Below are 17,441 nucleotides of genomic sequence, written 5' to 3' on the forward strand. Positions count from 1 at the left end.
AGGAAGCACCATGACCACCAAGATCGAAAAAGTCCTGTACACCGCCGACGTGACCTCCACCGGTGGCCGCGATGGCCGCGCCATCAGCGCCGACGGCCTGCTGGACGTCAAGCTGGCCCCGCCGAAGGAACTGGGCGGTGCCGGTGGCGCCACCAACCCCGAGCAGCTGTTCGCTGCCGGCTACTCGGCTTGCTTCATGGGCGCGCTCAAGCACGTCGCTGGCGCCGCCAAGATCGCCGTGCCGGCTGACGCCTCGATCCAAGCCAAGGTCGGCATCGGCGCGATTCCCGCCGGCTTCGGCATCGAAGCCCACCTGACCATCAGCCTGCCTGGCATGGACCGCGCCGTGGCGCAAGACCTGGTGAACAAGGCCCACGGCGTGTGCCCCTACTCGAACGCCACCCGTGGCAACATCGAAGTCACCCTGACCCTGGCCTGATCGGCCCTTCGGTCGGCGGCCCCGCACCACGGGGCTGCCCCGAGCAACAACAGCCCGCCGGCCCCGTGCCCGTGGGCTGTTTTGCTTTGGAGGCTGCGCCTCCCCCTTCACGCGGACGCGGGCAGGGGCTGGTGCCAATGCAGCACCACCTGGTTGCGACCGCCTCGCTTGGCCGAGTAGAGCGCCTGGTCCGCCTCGGCCAAGGCCTTTTCCAAACCCTCAGGCCCCAACACCGCCAGCCCCACGCTGACCGTCATCGGGGGCAAGGTGCCGCCGGTGTTCAGCGCAAAAGCATGGCTGGCCAGGCTCTGGCGCAGACGCTCGGCCAGGGCCTGGCCCAGCTCAGGCCCGGCCTCCGGCAAGAGGAAGGCGAACTCTTCACCGCCATAGCGGCACACCAGGTCGTTGGCCCGCAGCGCGCCGCGCAGCAAGTGGGCACATTGGCGCAACACGTCGTCGCCCGTGGCGTGGCTGTGCTCGTCGTTGACGCGCTTGAAGAAGTCCAAGTCGGCCATGCCCACGATGGCGCGTCCTTGATGGCCCAGCAAACGCTGCGCCTGCAGCTGGGCCTGGGCCATGAAGTGGCGGCGGTTGGGCAACTCGGTCAAAGCGTCGTGGTGGGCCTGAAACTCAAGCTGCTGGCGCACCGACTCGTTGTCCCGCATGGCGCGGTGCAGCGCCGTGATGGCCGAGGCCACAGAGCGCAACTCCATGACCCGGGAAGGCGGCAGATCGGGCACGGGGTCGCGGCTGTTCAAGGCCAGCAAGACGCGGTGAATCTGCGCCAAGGGTTGGAAGATCTGCCGGTGCAGGCTGGCCAGCAAAGCCAGGCTGAAGCCGCCGACCAGCAGCATGGAGCCCAGCAACTGAACACGGGCCTTGCTCACCACGTCGGACAGGTTGTCCAGGTCCGCACTCATCAAATGCGCGGCTTCCGTCATCACCTCATCGGCCAGTTGGCTGAGCTGGCGCGCCAGCGGCTGCCAGCGCTGGCGCCAACTGGCCATGGCCGTCGGGTCGCGGGCCACGGCCGCGTCGGCCTCGGTCAAGAAGCGGGCCACTTGCTCGGCCAAGGGGGCCGCTTGCGGGTGGCTCAGCAAGCTGGGGTGGTGGCTCACCAGGTTCAACAGCAGCAAGGTGTTTTGCCGGTCTGTGGCGGTGGCCGACCCCAGCACCTGCTCGCCCGCGTGGCGCATTTGCTCCAGGTTGCGACCCAGGCGCTGCAGGCGCACGATCTGCGGCACGGTCTGCTCCTGCATGCGCCGCGTGGCGTCCAGCACCTGCCGCTGTTGCTGGTCGATCAGGCCTGAGATGCCCAGGCACAGCAGCACGAACACGGCCGCCGCCAGCGAGAAAAACCAGATCGATCGGGTGTTGCGCCAAGCCCGGGGCATGTCAGTTCACCTTGAACGGCAGGTAGCGCGAGTTGATTTTGTCGTAGACCCCATTGCGCTCCAGGCGCTCCAGGGCGCCGTCGATCAAGGGCTTGAGTTCGGGTCGCATGGGGCTGATGCCAAACGAGGCGGCCCCGGTGAGCTCCGGGTCGCGCCGAGGCTGCACCTGGAGCTGCAGGCTTTGCAAGGGCTGGGCGGCCATCAGGCCCACCACGGTCATCATCGGCGCCAGCAAGCCATCCACCCGGCCCTGGGCCAGTTGCTGGGCCAGCTCGGTGTGGGTCTTCACCTCCACCAGGGTCCATTGGCGCGATTGGGCAAATCGCGCCTGGGCCGAGCCCTGCACCACGGCCACGCGGGTGCCCGGGGCTTCCAGGGCCACGCCGGGGCGGGCCACCCAGGCCGAGATCGAGGTGTAGTAAGGCCGGGCAAACAGCATGTGGCTGCGCCGCTCCGGGGTGGACAACAGGCTCATGGCGGCCACATCCAACTGCCCTTGCTTGAGTTCGTCCGCCACCGTGGCCAGGCTGGTGGGCACCCATTGGCAGGTCCAGCCCAGGTCTTGGCAAACGGCGCGGGCCATGTCCACGCTGTAGCCCACGAACTCGCCCTGGGCATTGCGGTAGGACATGGGCGGCACATGGCCCAGCACGCCCATGCGGACCACCTCCGCTGCCTGGGACGCGCTCATCAGGCCCAGGGCCAGCCACAGGCCAGACCCAAGCCGTCCAACAGATCTCCAAACAGGAAAGGAAGCGCAGTTCAGCACGGCAAAGGAAGATATCTCGATCAATCACCCCAGTATGCGGCGAATGAAGTTACATGTGGATACATTCCCGTTCGATCAACTGACTTGTCGCCAAAGAGACACGCCAAACCAAGCGTCCTTGGTAGCGCTTCCAATGCGCGGACAAGCTAGGCCCTGGGCCCCATCAGTTCAACCACTTGGCCGTGATGCGCTGGTAGTCGCCCTGGGCACGGATCAGGTGCAGCCATTGGTCCACGTAGGCCTTGGTCAGGGCGTCGCCACGCGGCAAGAGGTAGGCCATTTCGCCGTATTGCAGGGGCTTGTCGGGGTTGACCGCGCACAGGCCCGGCTTGAGTTTTTGCTGCACCAGGGTCTCGGCCGACTCGGTGACGAACACATCGGCGCGGCCACTGAGCACCTCGTCAAAGATGGTGATGTTGTCGGTGTGGATGGTCAGCTGCGCGGTCTTGAAGTTGGCCCGGGCAAAGCGCTCGTTGCTGCCCCCCGGGTTGGCCACCACCTTGACGCCCGCCTGGTCGATGGCGGCCACGCTCTGGAAGCGCGAGACATCGGCACAGCGCACCAGCGGCGTCTTGCCATTGACCATGTAGGGCGCACTGAACCAAGCCCGCTTCTGGCGCTCCAGGGTCACGGAGATGCCGCCCACGGCGATGTCGCAAGCGCCGCCCGTGAAGTCGTCCATCAGCTTGGCCCAGCTGGTTTTGACGAACTGCGGCTTCACCCCCAGCGAGCTGGCCAGCGAGGCGACCAGGTCCACATCGAGGCCCTCGAAGCTGCCATCGGGCAGGGCAAAGCTAAAGGGCTTGTAGTCACCCGGGGTGCAGACCTTGAGCACACCGGCTTTTTGGATCTCATCGACGCCGCCGGCTTGGGCGGCAGTGGCGGACAGGGCGACCAGGGCGGTCGCCACGAAAGAGCGGGAAAGCATGGACATGGGGGTTCCTGTTGAATGGAAACGATATGCAAGTAGGGTGCCATCATGCAGGCGCCCCGGGGCTGACGCCCATCCCCATCAACCCTCGGGCCGGGGCCTCAGGGCGGTGGCAGCGCAGCGGCCGGGGTCGCCAGCCGCTGCCGCAGCAGCTCGCGCAGCGCCTGGGCGGCCACCGACAAGGCCTGCCCTTTGCGCCGCGCCAGCACCAGGGGGCGTGCCAGCGCGGGCTCCTGAAACGGCACCGCCGCCAGACCCGGCCCGGTGAAATGGAACAGCGTGAGCGCCGGCACCAGGCTCAGGCCCAGGCCCGCGCGCACCAGGCCCGCCAGCGTGGCCAGGTGCTCCACCTCCAGCGGGCTGGTGCGCCAGGTGGGAGGCAGGTCCAGGCGCTCGATCTGCTGGCGCACGCTGCTGCTGCGCGCCAGGTGGATCAACTCCTCGCCGCCCAAGTCCGCCCAGTGGGCCCCGGCAGGCCCGCGCGCGGCCAGGGGGTGGCTGGCGGGGCAGACCAGCCAATAGGGCTCGGTCAACAGCAGCTCGGTGTCGAACTCGCGCAGGTCGCCCCCGGCGGTCAGGGCGAAGTCGACCCGCCCCTCGCGCAGCAAGGCGGTGGCGCCCTGGGCCAGGGTGTCGTGCACCGAGAGTTGGACCTGGGGGTGCTGCTGACGCCACTGCGCCACCAACCCGGGCAACCAGACCGCCGCCATCGACGGCAAGGCCGCCACCGCCACGCGCCCAGCCTGCAAGCCGGCCAGCGCTTGCAGCCGACCCAGGGCCTGCTGCAGCTCCTGCTCCAGGCGCAACACCTCCTGGGCCAGCACCTCCCCTTCGGGCGTCAGGCTGACCTGGCGCGTGGAGCGCTCGAACAGGCGCGCGCCCACGGCCAGCTCCAGCCGGCGGATCTTCTGGCTGAACGCGCTTTGCGACAGGTGGCAGCGCTCGGCCGCCCGCGTGAAATGCCGGGTCTGGACCAGGGCGCCAAAGGCCTCCAGATCGGACGAGGACCAGCGAACAGGATTCAGTGAATTCATGGATCAATCCATTCAATCAATCCATTTTACAAATGCCCAGCCGGCCACCAGACTGCGCCCATGTCTTCACCCCACCCTTCCCAGACCCCGCTGCTGATCGGCTGCGGCGCCGGCTTCTCGGGCGACCGCTGGGACGCTGCCGTCCCCGTGGTGCGCACCCTGATCGCGCGTGGCGGCCCCGCCGTGCTGATGTTCGAAACCCTGGCCGAGCGCACGCTGGCCCTGGCCCAGCTGCAACGCCGGCTCAACCCGCAAGCGGGCTACGAGCCCACGCTGGCGCGCTTCATCCGCCCGGTGTTGGCCGACTGCGTGGCGCACGGCATCCCCATCGTGGGCAATTTCGGCGCCGCCCACCCGCATGGCGCAGCGGCCTGCCTGCAGGCCCTGGCCCTAGAGTTGGGCCTGCCCCCACTGCGCATCGGCGTGGTCGAAGGCGACGACGTGCTGGCCCAGCTCAGCCCCGAGCAACTGGCCCAGGTGCGCGGGCCCCACCCCGGCACCCCGGTCAGCGCCAACGCCTACCTCGGCGCCCAGGGCATTGCGGCCTGCTTGCGCGCCGGTGCCCAGATCGTGGTCACCGGCCGCGTGGCCGACCCGGCCTTGGCCCTGGGCCCCATGCTGGCCCACTTCGGCTGGGCCGAGGACGACTGGGACCGCCTGGCCGCCGGCACCATCGCCGGCCACCTGCTGGAGTGCGGTGCCCAGGTCTGCGGCGGCTACTTTGCCGACCCGGGCCTGAAAGACGTGCCCGACCTGGCCCACGTGGGCTTTCCGGTGCTGTGCATGGACGCGGACGGCCGCTTCACCGTGGGCAAGGCCGAGCACACCGGCGGCTGCGTCGACGAGCGCACCGTCAAGGAACAACTGCTGTACGAGATCCACGACCCGGCCGCCTACCTGACCCCCGACGTGGTGGCCGACATCAGCGCGGTGCAGGTCTCGGCCATCGGCCCCAACCAGGTGCAGGTCAGCGGTGTGCGCGGCCACCCACGGCCGGCCACGCTCAAGACCACCGCCTGCTTTGAAGGCGGCTGGCTGGCCGAGGGCGAGATCTCCTACGCCGGCCCCAACGCCGTGGCCCGCGCCCACCTGGCCGCGCAGGTGGTGCGCACCCGCCTGGCCGAACTGGCCCCCGCCCTGGCCCCGCTGCGCTGCGACCTGATTGGTGTGGCCAGCCTGTTCAACGACGACGCCAGCGACTGGGCCCAGGCCCAGGGCCACGAGGCCCTGGCCGACCCGCTGGCCCTGGCCGATGTGCGCCTGCGCGTCGCGGCCCGCAGCCCACGGCGCGAGGACGCCGAACAACTGACCCGCGAAGTGCTGGCGCTCTACACCTGCGGCCCCGCCGGTGGCGCCGGCGTGCGCACGGCCATCACCCCGCGCCTGGCCAGCGAATCCTGGTTCGTGCCCCGCGCCTGGATCCAAGAACGCTGGAGCCTGCTGTGACAAAATCGCCCCTTTTCGAGACCCTGCCGGACACCGTGCCACTGAGCTACCTGGCCCATGGCCGCACCGGTGACAAAGGCAACCACTCCAACATCAGCGTGATCGCCTACGAGCCCCAATCCTGGCCGCTGCTGCTGGCGCAAGTGACCGAGGCGCGCGTGGCCGAGCTGTTCGCCCACCGCCGCCCAAGCCGGGTCACGCGCTACCTGCTGCCCCAGTTGCAGGCCCTGAATTTCGTGCTGGAAGACGTGCTGGAAGGCGGCGTGAACGACGCGCTCAACCTCGATGGCCATGGCAAAAGCCTGTCCGGCCTGTTGCTGAGCTTGCCGATCACGCGCCCCGCCCCCTGAGCCCCCACAACACCAAGGAGACCCCATGAACACCCCGAACCGCCGCCACCTGCTGCTGCAAGCCACCTTGCTGGCGGGCTTGGCCCCCCTGGGCGGCAGCGCCCTGGCGCAGAGCTTCCCCGACAAACCCATTACCTTCGTCGTGCCCTTCACCGCCGGCAGCGCCACCGACCAGCTGGCGCGCGCCCTGGCCAATGCCATCAGTGCCGACAGCAAGCACGCCGTGGTGGTGGACAACAAGCCCGGCGCCAACGCCTTCATTGGCGCCCAGGCCGTGGCCAAGGCCAAGCCCGATGGCTACACCGTGCTGATCGCCACCAACACCACCCACGCGGCCAACGAGCACCTTTACAAAAAGCTGCCCTACGACCCGATCAAGGACTTTGAGCCGATCACCGCGCTGGGCCGGGGCGGGCAGCTGATGGTGGTGGGCGCGCAGTCGCCGTTCCACAGCGTGGGCGACTTCGTCAAGGCGGCCAAGGCCAACCCGGGCAAGTACTCGTTTGGCGCCGGCAGTTCGTCGAGCCGCATCGCGGGCGAGATGTTCAAGCAATTGACGGGCACCTACATCGTGGCCATCCCCTACCGCAGCAACCCGCCCGCGGTGACCGACCTGATTGGCGGCCAGCTGGACCTGATGTTCACCGACATGGCCACCGGCCTGCCCCAGGTCAAGGGCGGCAAGCTGCGCGCCCTGGGCGTGACGCCGCGCCAGCGCAGCCCGCTGGCACCCGAGGTGCCCACCATCGAAGAAGCCGGCGTCAAGGGCTATGAAGCCACGTACTGGTTTGCCGCCTACGCCCCGGCCGGCACCCCGGCCCCGGTGGTGGCCAAGCTCAATGAGCTGCTGCACAAGGCCGCGCGCGGCAGCGCCGGCCCGGCCTTCTACCAGCCCACCGGCACCGAGGTCTATGTGAACAGCCCAGACGAGCTGCGCAAGTTCCAGGCGGCTGAGTCGCTGAAGTGGAGCCGCATCATCAAGGCCGCGGGCATCGAGCCCGAATAAGGCCTGCGGAGCGCCCCGGCCGCCACGCCACGCGGCGCTGGGGCAACGACAATCAGGGCATGCCCCACACCGATCCCCTGGACGACCAACCTCCCTTCACCTTCGACGAACTGGCCTCGGCCAGCCCGGCCGCCGAGCACCCCTACGAGCGCCTGACCCCGGACACCGTGCTGGACGCGCTGGCCCAGATCGGCCTGCATGGCGACGGCCGCCTGATGGCCCTGTCCTCGTACGAGAACCGCGTCTACGACGTGCAGCTGGAGTCGCCCGTGCAAGGCCACGACCGGGTGGTGTGCAAGTTCTACCGGCCCGGGCGTTGGAGCGAGGCGCAGATCCTCGAAGAGCACCTGTTCTCGGCCCAGCTCAGTGCGGCTGAAGTGCCCGCTGTGGGCCCGCTGCTGATCGACGGCCACAGCCTGCACCAGCACCAGGGGTTTGCGTTTTCGGTCAGCCCGCGCCGCGGCGGTCGCCAGCCCGAGCTGGACGACTTCGAAGTGCTGGAATGGACCGGCCGCTTCCTGGCCCGCCTGCACCAGGTCGGCGCCCAGCAGGACTTTGTGGCACGGCCTGCGCTGGACCTGGCCAGCTTTGGCTGGGCCGCGCGCGACAGCCTGCTGCAATCCAACGCCCTGCCCGCCGACGCCGCCGGCCCCTGGTTGGCGGCCTGCAACGAGGCGCTGGCGCGCATCGCGGCCCACCCAGCCTGCGACCCGGTGAGCGGGCACTTCCGCGCCGATGCACTGAAGCTGATCCGCCTGCACGGCGACTGTCACCCCGGCAACATCCTCTGGACCCCGACCGAGCTGCCCGAGGGCGGCCCGCACTTTGTGGACCTGGACGACGCCCGCACCGGCCCCGCCGTGCAAGACCTGTGGATGCTGCTGTCGGGGGACCGCGCGCAGCAAACCGGCCAGCTCAGCGCCCTGTTGGAAGGCTATGAGCAGGTGCGTGACTTCGACCGCCGCGAGCTGGCCCTGATCGAGCCGCTGCGCACGCTGCGCCTGATCCACTACAGCGCCTGGCTGGCCAGCCGCTGGAGCGACCCCACCTTCCCGATCCACTTCCCCTGGTTTGGCAGCAGCGACTACTGGCAGGGTCAGACCCACCTGCTGCACGACCAACTGGAGGCGCTGGAGGCCGAGCCGCTGTGGGTCTGAGCCCGCGCGGCACGCGGTGCGGGCGTCACACCACGCCGCGCAGCGCCAGCTCCACCATGTCGATTTCGCGGATCAACAGGCGCAAGGTCTCGTCATTGATTTGATGGCGTGTGCGCAGCGCGTACAAGGCCTCGCGTTCGGCCTGCAAGGCGTGCAGGCGCAAACCCTTTTCCAGGCCCAGCACGCTTTGCGAGGCGGCGCGCCCGGCCTGGTCGCCCGTCGCCTCGGTCAAGCGGTGCTGGTAGAGGTGGCGCACGCGCAGACGCACTTTCTCCACCACCGCCGACTGGGCCTGGGCCTCAGGCCCCAGGTGGCGCGAGGTCAGGCTGGCGGGCACCTGGTCCAGCGACTGCAAGGCCGCCCGCAAAGCCCGCTTGCGGGCCCAGCGCTGCTCCAGGTGGGGTCGCCCCGGGCCGCTGGCCGCTTTCAGGCGGCGCAGCAAGACCGGCAGGCCCAGGCTGCCGCCCAAGAGCGAGATCACGATGATGGCCGTGGTCAAGAACACCAGCAGGTCGCGCGCCGGAAAGGGCTCGCCATGGCCCAGCAGCACCGGCAGGCCCAGCACCGCCGCCAGGGTGATGCCCCCCCGGATGCCGCCCAGTGAGGCCACCGCCACCCAGCTCAGCGGCACCGGCCGCGCCGGCCCCCGGCGCCAGCGCGGGGGCAGCCAGGCCGGCAACACCGCGCCCAGGACCAGGGTGGCAAAGCGCACCGCCAGCAGGGACAGGGCGATCAGCAAGGTGCTCACCAGCAAGGGCCCGATGGCCCGACTGGGGTGCAGCAAGGCCCCCGCCTCGCGCAGGTCCTGCAGGGGCTCTTGCAGGTTTTGCAGCAGCTCGGGCACCTGCTGGCCTAGCAGCACGAACACCAGGCCGGTGAAGGCAAAGCGGATCACCTCCCAGGTGCCCTGGGCCTGCACATGGAAGGCGTTGAAACGGGTGCTGCGCAGGTCCAGCAAGCTGGCGCTCATGCCCGCCGCCACCGCCGCCAGCACACCCGACAGGCCCAGGTGCTCGGCCACCCAGTAGGGGGCAAAAGGCATGAGCAGAATCAACAGCACAGTGGGGCCGGCGGGGTCGCCCTCGCGCCAGAACAAAAAGCGGTCATGCACCCAGGCAAAGACCCGGCTGAAGAACAGGCCCACCAAAGCGCCGCCGCCCGACATCCACAGCATGTCCCAGCCCGCCTCGCGCAGTGAGAACTGCTGTGTCACGGTGGCAGCCACAGCAAACTTGACCGCGACCAGGGCCGAGGCGTCATTCATCAGCGACTCGCCCTCGAGCAGGTTTTGCAGCCGGGCCGGCATGGGGTGGCGCTGCGACACGGCCGACACCGCCACGGCGTCGGTCGGAGACAGCACCGCCGCCAGCACAAAGGCCACCGACAGTGGCATGGCGGGCAAGATCCAATGGATGAAGTGCCCCACCACCAGCACAGTGATCAGCACCAGGCCCACCGACAGCAGCAAGATGGGCCACATGTTGGCGCCGAACTCGCGCTTGGGCATTTGCCAGCCATCGGCAAACAACATCGGCGGGATGAGCAACAGCATGAAGGTGGCGGAGTCGATTTCGACCCGCAGGCCCGACACCGGCCAGGCCACCAAGGCGCCCAGGGCGAGTTGCAGCAAAGGCTGCGGCAGGCGCGGCCAAAACCGCGTCAGCACGCCGGAGAAGGCCACCAGCGCCAACAGCGCCAAAAGAGAAAGAACAGTCTGCATCGGAACACCCAGTCACCGCCCGCTGCGCGCGGGCCCGTGCACTGTAGTCGGCGTCGGCGCTGTTTGGCGCTGGACCGGCATGAAAAGCCGGCAAAGTGGGCGCTGAGTTTGTTACAAATTGCGGCAGCCGCCGCGCCCCCCGGTGAGGGCGGCGCGGGGCTGGCTCAGGCGGCGCTCAAGGCCGCGGCCAGGCGCAACAGGCTGGCGTCCGAGCCCACCGGGCCGATCAAGGACAGGCCGATCGGGGCCCCGGTCTCTGGCTGGATGGCGCCAGGCACGGACACCTGCGGGCAGCCCGCCAGGCCAGCGCCGCACAGCAGGTGGATGGCCCGGTTGCGGTAGTCCTCCAGCGCCGACTCGGGTGCGCTGCGCAGCGGCGCCACATCGGGCATGGTGGGCAGGATCATCACGCCGTCGGGGCCCAGCAGCGCCGCCAGGTGGGCCTGGTAGGCGCGGCGGAAGGCCTGGGCCTGGGCCACCTGGGCGTCGGTCACGGCGCGCGACCAGGCAAAGCGCTCGGCCACGCCCGGGCCCAGCGGCGGGGCGTAGCGCTCGATCAGCGGGCCATCGGTCATCCAGGCTTCGCGGCCTTGCAGGTAGCGGAAGTTCCAGTACATGGCCTCCAGCGAGTCCAGCACCGCAGCGCTGTCAGCGGCAGCACCCCACAGGCTTTGGGCCCGCTCGAACAGCGGTGTGACGGCGGCCACGGCCGCGGGCTGCACCTGGGCCCACAGGTCCAGGGGCTTGAGCAGGCGCGGCGTGGCCGGCAGCGGAGCGGTGTCCGGGCCCAGCAGCACCTGGCCCACGCGCAAGAAGGTGTCGGCCTCGCGGGCAAAAAAGCCGCAGGTGTCAAAGCTGGGGGCCAGGTCCAAAGCGCCCGCCAGCGAGATGCGGCCGTGGCTGGGGCGCAGGCCCCACAGCCCGCAGTGACTGGCAGGGGCGCGCACCGAACCACCGGTGTCGGTGCCCAGGGCGAAGTCGGCCAGGTGGCTGGACACGGCCGAGGCCGAACCCGAGGACGAGCCGCCCGAAATGCGCTCGGGCGCGGCGCCGTTGATGGGCGCGCCAAAGTGGGCGTTGTTGCCATTCATGGAGAAGGCCAGCTCATCGGTCACGGTCTTGCCCACCAGGGCCGCGCCCGCGTCCAGCAAGGCCTGCACCGTGGGTGCGGTGCGGGTCTTGATGCCCGACATCGCCAGCACGATGGGGTTGCCCCCGCCGGTGGGGTAGCCGGCCACGTCGAACAGGTCTTTGACCGCGAAGCGCAGGCCGCTCAAGGGGCCAGTGGACGCATGGGCCACCGGCACATCGGGGTAAGGCACAAAGGCGTGCGCCGGGTCATGCAAGGGCATGGGCTTCTCCAACAGGGGTCGAGGGGGTGGCGGGGCCGGCGTGGAAGCAGCGCACGCGGTGGCCCTGGCTGCCTTCGTAGACCACGTCCTGGGCGGCGGGCTGGGCGCTGCGGCAGTGCTCGCTGGCACGGCTGCAGCGCTCGGCGAAAGAGCAACCGGCGGGCAGGTTGGCCAGGTCCGGTGGCGAGCCCCCGATGGTCTGCAAGCGCTGGCCCGGGGTCATGGCGCCGTGCGAGCGGCTGCCCAGCAAGGCCTGGGTGTAGGGGTGTTGCGGGTGGCGAATCAACTCGCGCACCGTGCCTTCTTCGACAATGCGCCCGCCGTACATGACGGCCACACGGTCGGCCACTTCCACCGCGGCGCCAATGTCGTGGGTGACGAAGATCACCGACAGGCCCAGCTCGCGCTGCAGTTCGCGCAGCAGCAACAGGATCTGGATCTGCACCGTGGCGTCCAGCGCCGTGGTGGGCTCGTCGGCCAGCAGCAGCTGGGGGCGGCAGGCCAGGGCCAGCGCGATCATGGCGCGCTGGCGCATGCCGCCCGACATCTCGTGCGGGTAGGCCTGCAGGCGGCGCTCGGGGCTGGGGATGCGCACCTGCTCAAACAAGGCCAGGGCGCGCTCATGGGCCTGGGCCTTGCTGATGTTTTCGTGGCGACGGATCGACTCGATGATCTGCGCGCCCAGGGGGTAGACCGGGTCCAGCGCCAGCAGCGGCTCCTGGAAGATCATCGAGGTGGTCTTGCCCCGGTAGTCGTACAGCTCGCGCGAGCCCATGCTCAGCACATCGCGCCCCCCGACCAGGACCCGGCCGCTCATTTGCGTGCGGCGCTCAGGGTGCAGGCGCAGCAAGGTGCGCAAGGTGACGCTCTTGCCCGAACCGGACTCGCCGATCAACGCCACCACCTGGCCCCGCGGCACGTTGAGGGTCACGCCGCTGACGGCCTGCACCGGCTTGCGCCCGCCGGTGAAGGTGACGCACAGGTCTTCGATCTGCACCAGGGGCGCGTCGTCGCCAGCGCCAGGAGACAGGGTCTTGGGGTCAGCGCTCATGCCAGGGCCTCTTTCGCGATGAACAGGTTTTGCGGATCGGTCAGCGAGCGCGTGGGCGCGCGTGGGTGGCCACTGCCAAGCTCGTGCACCAGGCAGGCCACCACATGGTGCTCGCCCGCCAGGCTGCGCGCCGGCACGCGGGTGGAACACACCGGATCCGCCAAAGGGCAGCGCGGGTGAAAGCGGCAGCCCGAGGGCGGGTTGATGGGGTTGGGGGGGTCGCCGGTGAGGGCTGGCGCCAGGGTGCGGTGGTCGGGGTCCATCGAAGGCACCGACGACAGCAGCGCGCGGGTGTAGGGGTGGGCAGGGTTGTCGAACAAGTCGCCGGCCGGGCCGACCTCGGCCACCTCGCCCAGGTACATGACCAGCACGCGGTCGCTCATGTAGCGCACCACGTTGAGGTCGTGGCTGATGAAGACATAGGTCAGGCCGAACTCGGCCTTCAGGTCCAGCAGCAGGTTGAGCACCTGGCTTTCCACCGACTTGTCGAGCGCCGACACGGCCTCGTCGAGGATCAGCAGGCGCGGGCGCAGCGCCAGGGCGCGCGCGATGTTGACGCGCTGGCGCTGGCCGCCCGACAGCTCGTGCGGGTAGCGGCCGGCAAAGCGCGCAGGCTCCAGGCCCACACGCGCCAGCAGGTCATGGGCGCGGCGCATGGATTCTTCAGCCGACACGCCGTGCACCTGCGGCCCGAAGGCGATCGAGTCCTCGATGGTCAGGCGCGGGTTGAGCGAGGCGTAGCTGTCCTGGAACACCATCTGCACCTGGCGGCGGAACTCCTTGAGCGGCAGGTCGCGGCTGCCCACGGTGCGGCCGTCAAAGACGATCTCGCCGGCGGTGGGCTCCATCAACTGCATCAACAGCCGCGCGGTGGTGGACTTGCCACAACCAGACTCGCCCACCACGCCCAGGGTCTCGCCCTTGAGCACCTCGAAATTCACCCCGTCGACCGCACGCACCTGGCCGGTGGCGCGACCGAACAGGCCGCCTTTCAGGGGGAAGTGCTTGACCAAGCCGCGCACCGTCAGCAGGGGCTGGGCCGGGCCGCCGACGTCGGTCGCGGGCTCGCTGTCGCCGGTCTTGGGAAGGGAATGCCAAGTGCTCATGATCAGCCTTTGTTGTCCATGGCCGAACGCAGACCGTCCGACAGCAGGTTGAAGGCCACCGAGGTGATGAAGATCATCACGCCCGGCAAGGCCGCCACCGCGGGTTGGGTGTAGATGGCCGTGCGCAAGGTGTTGAGCATCAGGCCCCACTCGGGCTCCGGAGGCTTCACGCCCAGGCCCAGGAAGCTCAGGCCGCTGGCCAGGATCATGGACACCGAAATCAGGCTGGTGGCGTAGACAAAAATCGGCCCCAGCACATTGCCCAGCACGTGCACGCGCACGATGGTGATGGGCCCGGCCCCGGAGGCGCGCGCCGCGTCCACGTAGTCGCGGTTGCGCACCTGGGTGGTCACGGCCTCGGCCACGCGGGCGATCTGCGGCACGAAGACCACCGTCAGCGCCACCAGCGAATTCAAAATGCCCGCGCCCAACGCGCCCGACAGGGCAATCGCCAGCAAGACCGAGGGGAAGGCGTAGAACACGTCGATGGTGCGCATGATCACGGTGTTCACCGGGCCACCGGTGTAGCCCGCCACCAGGCCGATCACCGAACCCACCACAAACGCGCACAGCACCGGCGCCAAGCCCATGAAGAGCGACAGGCGCGCACCGATCATCAGGCGCGACAGCAGGTCACGGCCCAGCTCGTCGGTGCCCAGGGGGAAGCCGGGCGTGCCCAGGGGTTTGAGGCGCTTGAGCATGGAGGCCGCGTAGGGGTCGGCCGGGGTGATCCACGGGCCCAGGGCGGCCATCAGCAACAACAGGATCACGACCACGCCAGCGGCCATGGCGACGCGGTCACGCAGCAGGCGTTGCAGCACGGACTGCCAGTAGCCGGGCGATTGAAGCACCGGCTCGGGCAAGGTGCGCCGACGCGGTGCAAGGGTGGTGGACATGGGCAAAGCTCCTTGTGGGGTCGGGTTCGGCGTCAGGCGCGCGCGATGCGCGGGTCGAGCAGGGTTTGCAGCACATCCACGATCAGGTTGAGCAGCACAAAGAACAGGGCCAGCACGAGGATGGTGCCCTGCAGCAGCGGCAGGTCGCGCTGGAAGATGGCCGAGTTCAGCAAGAAGCCGGTGCCAGGCCAGGAGAACACGGTTTCGATCAGGATCGAGCCGCCCAGCAAATAGCCCAGTTGCAGGCCCATCACGGCCAGCGCGGTGGGCGCCGCGTTCTTCAGCAGGTGGCGGAACACGCCCAGCTGGGTCAGGCCCTTGGCGCGCAGGCCGACGATGAACTCCTGCTCCAGGATTTCAGCGACCAGGGCGCGCACCGTGCGCGAGATGATGCCCATGGGGATGACCGACATGGTCAGCGCCGGCAGCACCATGAACTTCAGGTGCTCCCAGTCCCAGGCCCAGCCCTCCGAGCCCGAGGGCCCGGCCCCCGTGGCGGGCAGCCACATCAGGGTGGACGAGAAGATGATCACCATCACCATGCCGAGCCAGTAATGCGGCACGCTGACCCCCAGCACCGAGATCAGCGAGGCCAGCTTGTCGAGCCAGGAGTTGCGGAAGAAGCCCGCCACAAAGCCAAACAGGCTGCCCAGCACAAAGCCGATGGCGGTGGCCAGCACGGCCAGGCGCAGGGTGTTGCCCACGGCCTTGATCACCTCGCCCGCCACCGGGCGACCGGTGGCGATCGAGGTGCCCAAATCCCCATGGGCCGCACGCCACAGCCAGAGCCCGAACTGCTCGGGGTAGCTGCGGTCGAAGCCGTACATCTGGCGCATTTGCGCCGCCAATTCAGCCGAAGCGTCGGGCGGCAGGATGGACACCAGCGGGTCGCCCGGTGCCAGGTGCACCAGGGCAAAACACACCAGCGACACCCCCAGCATGATGGGCAGGGCGTAACTCAGGCGGCGCAAAAGATAGGTCAGCATGTCGGGCTTCCGGCGAGGACGAAGGTCAGTCCAGGGTCATGGTGGCGATGTCGATGAACCAGCTGCGCGGTTGCACCACGTTCTTCACCTTGGCCGACATGGCGCGCGGGCCCACGTCGTGGGCAATCCACACAAAGGGCGCTTCGTCCACGATGCGCGCGTGCAGCTTGGCCAGCGCGGCGTCGCGGGACTTGTCGTCAAAGGTGGTGCGGGCGTCGGTGACCAGCTTGTCGATCTCGGCATTGCCAAAGTAGCCCCAGTTGTTGGACACCGGCGGGAAGGTCTTGGTGCTGACGAAGCGCACCATGGCAAAGAACGGGTCCATCGCGGCAAAGCTCACGTTGATGGCGTTGGTGCCGTTGGCCGACGGGTCCTTGGCCCCCTTGCGCCAGTTGGTGAACAAGGTGTTCCACTCGATCACGTCGAACTGCACGTCGAAGTAGCAGGCCTTGAGCGACTGTTGCACGAACTCGTTCATGGGCAGCGGCTGCATCTGGCCCGAGCCCGAAGCGGAGATCTGCACCTTCACCTTGACCGGCTTGGCGGCGCTGAAGCCGGCCTGGGTCATCAAGGCCTGGGCGGCCTTGGTGTCGTACTTGATGTCAAACGCCGGGTTGCCCCACCAGGGGTGGCCAGGGGCCACGGTGCCCTTGGGAATGGCCATGTTGCCGCCCAGCAATTGCTTCAGACCTTCGCGGTCCACACAAAGGTTGGCGGCCTGGCGCACACGCTTGTCCAACCAGGGCGAGCCCTCGGCAAACGACAGCTGCCACGGCCAGACATGGGGCTGGGCGTTGGTGTAGATCTTGAAGCCGCGCTGCTTGATCTGGTCCATGGCGTCGGGTGCGGGGGCCTCGATCCAGTCCACCTGGCCCGACAACAGGGCCGCGGTGCGGGCGTTGGCTTCAGGCATCGGCACCATCACGACCTTGTCGATCTTGGGGGTGCGCTTGGGGTCCCAGTAGCTCTTGTTGGCAGCCACTTCCAGGCGCTCACGCGGCACGAAGCGGGTCATGTGGAAGGGGCCGGTGCCCGAGGCGTCGGCGGCAAACGCGGCCCAGGCCTGCTTGCTGCGCTCGGCCGCATCGCTGACGCTGGCGGGCACGGCCTTCAGCTTGGCCTCCCAGTGGGTGGGCGAGGCCATGAACAGGTTGGTCAGGTTGATGGGCAGGAAGGAGTCCGGCTCGCCCGTGGTCAGCTCCACCGTCAGGTCGTCGATCTTGCGCGCCGACTTGAGCGTGGGCATGCGCGAGGCGGTCACACCGACCTGGCTGGCATCAAACTGCGGCGCTTCCTTGTCCAGCACCTTGCGCACGTTCCAGACCACGGCGTCGGCATTGAAAGCCGAGCCATCATGGAACTTCACGCCCGGGCGCAGCTTGAACACCCACTTGGTCTTGTCCTTGGCGTCCACCGCCCAGCTCAGGGCCAGGCCCGAGATCAACACGCTGGCGGCATCGGCCTTGGACAGGTCCCACTGGGTCAGCGAGTCGTACATGGGGATGCCGGTGAAGCGGTTGCCCTCGAAGCCCTGGTCAGGCTGACCCAGGGTGCGGGGGATGTCGCCCGCCGTCATGGCGATGCGCAGCACTTTTTCCTGCGCCTGAGCGCCGGTGGCGATCAGCGCGGCGGCCAGCAAGGTCAGGGTGGCGGGGCGCTTCAGCCAGCTCAGGGAGGGACGGGTTGCCAAGCGATTCATGGGGGCTCCTGCGAACGTAAGAATGAGGAGCGAGACAATCCGCAAGTAACATGCCAACGTTTTGACACCAAATGGCCCCTGCGCTGTACCGCAAGAGTGCATGCA

At 68.8% G+C, this 17,441-nt stretch carries 16 protein-coding genes; 5 read left to right on the top strand and 11 right to left on the bottom strand.

Features of this window, described 5'->3' with window-relative positions:
* Positions 1 to 10 precede the first annotated feature (10 nt).
* A complete protein-coding gene (locus PSQ39_RS02845) occupies positions 11 to 439 on the top strand; it encodes an organic hydroperoxide resistance protein (protein ID WP_273925077.1) in 429 nt (142 codons plus the stop codon).
* A gap of 107 nt (positions 440 to 546) precedes the next feature.
* On the opposite strand, the gene PSQ39_RS02850 is transcribed toward PSQ39_RS02845, so the two are convergent.
* From PSQ39_RS02850 to PSQ39_RS02865, 4 genes are all read right to left on the bottom strand, one after another.
* Positions 547 to 1,833 (bottom strand): GGDEF domain-containing protein, encoded by a 1,287-nt coding sequence (locus tag PSQ39_RS02850; protein ID WP_273925078.1) that lies wholly within the window; start codon positions 1,831 to 1,833, stop codon positions 547 to 549.
* Position 1,834: 1 nt separating this feature from the next.
* The gene (locus PSQ39_RS02855; RefSeq protein WP_273925079.1) at positions 1,835 to 2,524 is read right to left on the bottom strand and encodes a substrate-binding periplasmic protein; all 690 of its coding nucleotides are present in this window, start codon (positions 2,522 to 2,524) and stop codon (positions 1,835 to 1,837) included.
* Positions 2,525 to 2,765: 241 nt separating this feature from the next.
* A complete protein-coding gene (locus tag PSQ39_RS02860; protein ID WP_273925081.1) occupies positions 2,766 to 3,536 on the bottom strand; it encodes a transporter substrate-binding domain-containing protein in 771 nt (256 codons plus the stop codon).
* Between the two features lie 98 nt (positions 3,537 to 3,634).
* Positions 3,635 to 4,567: a LysR family transcriptional regulator gene (locus PSQ39_RS02865; RefSeq protein ID WP_273925082.1), complete on the bottom strand. Its 933-nt coding sequence runs from the start codon at positions 4,565 to 4,567 to the stop codon at positions 3,635 to 3,637.
* A gap of 60 nt (positions 4,568 to 4,627) precedes the next feature.
* Between PSQ39_RS02865 and PSQ39_RS02870 the strand changes: the two genes are divergently transcribed.
* From PSQ39_RS02870 to PSQ39_RS02885, 4 genes are read left to right on the top strand one after another with little or no spacing between them, the layout of a single operon-like run.
* Positions 4,628 to 6,013 (top strand): acyclic terpene utilization AtuA family protein, encoded by a 1,386-nt coding sequence (locus tag PSQ39_RS02870; RefSeq protein ID WP_273925083.1) that lies wholly within the window; start codon positions 4,628 to 4,630, stop codon positions 6,011 to 6,013.
* Entirely contained in the window at positions 6,010 to 6,363 is a 354-nt protein-coding gene (locus PSQ39_RS02875) for an AtuA-related protein (RefSeq protein ID WP_273925084.1), read from the top strand. Before PSQ39_RS02870 ends, PSQ39_RS02875 begins: the two co-directional genes overlap by 4 nt.
* A 25-nt stretch (positions 6,364 to 6,388) precedes the next feature.
* Positions 6,389 to 7,369, top strand: a complete 981-nt coding sequence (locus PSQ39_RS02880; protein WP_273925085.1) for a Bug family tripartite tricarboxylate transporter substrate binding protein — start codon at positions 6,389 to 6,391, stop codon at positions 7,367 to 7,369.
* Between the two features lie 59 nt (positions 7,370 to 7,428).
* A complete protein-coding gene (locus PSQ39_RS02885) occupies positions 7,429 to 8,526 on the top strand; it encodes a serine/threonine protein kinase (RefSeq protein ID WP_273925086.1) in 1,098 nt (365 codons plus the stop codon).
* 25 nt (positions 8,527 to 8,551) lie between these two features.
* On the opposite strand, the gene PSQ39_RS02890 is transcribed toward PSQ39_RS02885, so the two are convergent.
* From PSQ39_RS02890 to PSQ39_RS02920, 7 genes are all read right to left on the bottom strand, one after another.
* Positions 8,552 to 10,246, bottom strand: coding sequence for a Na+/H+ antiporter (locus PSQ39_RS02890; RefSeq protein WP_273925087.1), 1,695 nt, complete (start codon positions 10,244 to 10,246; stop codon positions 8,552 to 8,554).
* 164 nt (positions 10,247 to 10,410) lie between these two features.
* On the bottom strand, positions 10,411 to 11,598 hold the full coding sequence (locus PSQ39_RS02895; protein WP_273925088.1) for an amidase: 1,188 nt from the start codon (positions 11,596 to 11,598) through the stop codon (positions 10,411 to 10,413).
* Positions 11,585 to 12,649: an ABC transporter ATP-binding protein gene (locus PSQ39_RS02900; RefSeq protein WP_273925089.1), complete on the bottom strand. Its 1,065-nt coding sequence runs from the start codon at positions 12,647 to 12,649 to the stop codon at positions 11,585 to 11,587. The genes PSQ39_RS02895 and PSQ39_RS02900 overlap by 14 nt, the downstream gene beginning before the upstream one ends.
* Positions 12,646 to 13,755, bottom strand: coding sequence for an ABC transporter ATP-binding protein (locus tag PSQ39_RS02905; protein WP_273925090.1), 1,110 nt, complete (start codon positions 13,753 to 13,755; stop codon positions 12,646 to 12,648). Before PSQ39_RS02905 ends, PSQ39_RS02900 begins: the two co-directional genes overlap by 4 nt.
* Before the next feature lie 2 nt (positions 13,756 to 13,757).
* Positions 13,758 to 14,651: an ABC transporter permease gene (locus PSQ39_RS02910; protein ID WP_273925091.1), complete on the bottom strand. Its 894-nt coding sequence runs from the start codon at positions 14,649 to 14,651 to the stop codon at positions 13,758 to 13,760.
* 32 nt (positions 14,652 to 14,683) lie between these two features.
* Positions 14,684 to 15,637 carry an ABC transporter permease gene (locus PSQ39_RS02915; protein WP_273925092.1) on the bottom strand — a complete coding sequence of 318 codons (954 nt, stop codon included), beginning with the start codon at positions 15,635 to 15,637 and terminating at the stop codon, positions 14,684 to 14,686.
* Positions 15,638 to 15,662: 25 nt separating this feature from the next.
* Entirely contained in the window at positions 15,663 to 17,336 is a 1,674-nt protein-coding gene (locus PSQ39_RS02920; RefSeq protein WP_409241973.1) for an ABC transporter substrate-binding protein, read from the bottom strand.
* Positions 17,337 to 17,441 lie beyond the last annotated feature (105 nt).

It is taken from the genome of Curvibacter microcysteis, assembly GCF_028649455.1.
Classification (GTDB): Bacteria; Pseudomonadota; Gammaproteobacteria; order Burkholderiales; family Burkholderiaceae_C; genus Curvibacter; species Curvibacter microcysteis.

Excerpts from the sequence above, each read along its gene's own strand:
- PSQ39_RS02855 (WP_273925079.1), bottom strand. The coding sequence starts at position 2,524 with ATGAGCGCGTCCCAGGCAGCGGAGGTGGTCCGCATGGGCGTGCTGGGC.
- PSQ39_RS02895 (WP_273925088.1), bottom strand. The coding sequence starts at position 11,598 with ATGCCCTTGCATGACCCGGCGCACGCCTTTGTGCCTTACCCCGATGTG.
- PSQ39_RS02845 (WP_273925077.1), top strand. The coding sequence starts at position 11 with ATGACCACCAAGATCGAAAAAGTCCTGTACACCGCCGACGTGACCTCC.
- PSQ39_RS02905 (WP_273925090.1), bottom strand. The coding sequence starts at position 13,755 with ATGAGCACTTGGCATTCCCTTCCCAAGACCGGCGACAGCGAGCCCGCG.
- PSQ39_RS02850 (WP_273925078.1), bottom strand. The coding sequence starts at position 1,833 with ATGCCCCGGGCTTGGCGCAACACCCGATCGATCTGGTTTTTCTCGCTG.
- PSQ39_RS02885 (WP_273925086.1), top strand. The coding sequence starts at position 7,429 with ATGCCCCACACCGATCCCCTGGACGACCAACCTCCCTTCACCTTCGAC.
- PSQ39_RS02900 (WP_273925089.1), bottom strand. The coding sequence starts at position 12,649 with ATGAGCGCTGACCCCAAGACCCTGTCTCCTGGCGCTGGCGACGACGCG.
- PSQ39_RS02910 (WP_273925091.1), bottom strand. The coding sequence starts at position 14,651 with ATGTCCACCACCCTTGCACCGCGTCGGCGCACCTTGCCCGAGCCGGTG.
- PSQ39_RS02915 (WP_273925092.1), bottom strand. The coding sequence starts at position 15,637 with ATGCTGACCTATCTTTTGCGCCGCCTGAGTTACGCCCTGCCCATCATG.
- PSQ39_RS02880 (WP_273925085.1), top strand. The coding sequence starts at position 6,389 with ATGAACACCCCGAACCGCCGCCACCTGCTGCTGCAAGCCACCTTGCTG.
- PSQ39_RS02920 (WP_409241973.1), bottom strand. The coding sequence starts at position 17,336 with ATGAATCGCTTGGCAACCCGTCCCTCCCTGAGCTGGCTGAAGCGCCCC.
- PSQ39_RS02890 (WP_273925087.1), bottom strand. The coding sequence starts at position 10,246 with ATGCAGACTGTTCTTTCTCTTTTGGCGCTGTTGGCGCTGGTGGCCTTC.
- PSQ39_RS02860 (WP_273925081.1), bottom strand. The coding sequence starts at position 3,536 with ATGTCCATGCTTTCCCGCTCTTTCGTGGCGACCGCCCTGGTCGCCCTG.
- PSQ39_RS02865 (WP_273925082.1), bottom strand. The coding sequence starts at position 4,567 with ATGAATTCACTGAATCCTGTTCGCTGGTCCTCGTCCGATCTGGAGGCC.
- PSQ39_RS02870 (WP_273925083.1), top strand. The coding sequence starts at position 4,628 with ATGTCTTCACCCCACCCTTCCCAGACCCCGCTGCTGATCGGCTGCGGC.